Raw genomic sequence first — 1,398 nt, forward strand, 5'->3', positions numbered from 1 at the left:
CATACCTGAATACATAGGGTATGGAAGGCAGACCCGGGGAACTGAAACATCTAAGTACCCGGAGGAAGAGAAAGCAAACGCGATTCCCTGAGTAGCGGCGAGCGAAACGGGATTAGCCCAAACCAAGAGGCTTGCCTCTTGGGGTTGTAGGACATTCTATACGGAGTTACAAAGGAACGAGATAGACGAAGAGGTCTGGAAAGGCCCGCCATAGGAGGTAAAAGCCCTGTAGTTGAAACTTCGTTCCCTCCAGAGTGGATCCTGAGTACGGCGGGACACGAGAAATCCCGTCGGAAGCAGGGAGGACCATCTCCCAAGGCTAAATACTCCCTAGTGACCGATAGTGAACCAGTACCGTGAGGGAAAGGTGAAAAGCACCCCGGAAGGGGAGTGAAAGAGATCCTGAAACCGTGTGCCTACAAGTAGTTAGAGCCCGTTAATGGGTGATAGCGTGCCTTTTGTAGAATGAACCGGCGAGTTACGATTACATGCGAGGTTAAGTTGGACAGACGGAGCCGTAGCGAAAGCGAGTCTGAATAGGGCGAATGAGTATGTGGTCGTAGACCCGAAACCAGGTGATCTACCCATGTCCAGGGTGAAGTCCAGGTAACACTGGATGGAGGCCCGAACCCACGTACGTTGAAAAGTGCGGGGATGAGGTGTGGGTAGCGGAGAAATTCCAATCGAACTTGGAGATAGCTGGTTCTCTCCGAAATAGCTTTAGGGCTAGCCTCATGCGTAAGAATCTTGGAGGTAGAGCACTGTTTGGACTAGGGGCCCTCATCGGGTTACCGAATTCAGACAAACTCCGAATGCCAAAGATTTATCCATGGGAGTCAGACTGCGAGTGATAAGATCCGTAGTCAAGAGGGAAACAGCCCAGACCACCAGCTAAGGTCCCAAAGTATACGTTAAGTGGAAAAGGATGTGGAGTTGCTTAGACAACCAGGATGTTGGCTTAGAAGCAGCCACCATTTAAAGAGTGCGTAATAGCTCACTGGTCGAGTGACTCCGCGCCGAAAATGTACCGGGGCTAAACGTATCACCGAAGCTGTGGATTGAACATCGTTGATGTTCAGTGGTAGGAGAGCGTTCTAAGGGCGTTGAAGCTAGACCGTAAGGACTGGTGGAGCGCTTAGAAGTGAGAATGCCGGTATGAGTAGCGAAAGATGGGTGAGAATCCCATCCACCGAATGCCTAAGGTTTCCTGAGGAAGGCTCGTCCGCTCAGGGTTAGTCGGGACCTAAGCCGAGGCTGAAAAGCGTAGGCGATGGACAACAGGTTGATATTCCTGTACCACCGTATTCTGTTTGAGTGATGGGGGGACGCAGGAGGATAGGGTAAGCGCACGATTGGATGTGCGTCTAAGCAGTTAGAGGGACCATGAGGCAAATCCCA

At 51.4% G+C, this 1,398-nt stretch carries 1 rRNA gene; it reads left to right on the forward strand.

Going from position 1 to position 1,398, the window contains the following annotated elements:
* Positions 1-1,398, forward strand: a 23S ribosomal RNA gene (locus LCM23_RS25610); the annotation flags it as partial.

The organism is Cytobacillus kochii (assembly GCF_020171845.1).
Taxonomy (GTDB): Bacteria; Bacillota; Bacilli; order Bacillales; family Cytobacillaceae; genus Cytobacillus; species Cytobacillus kochii.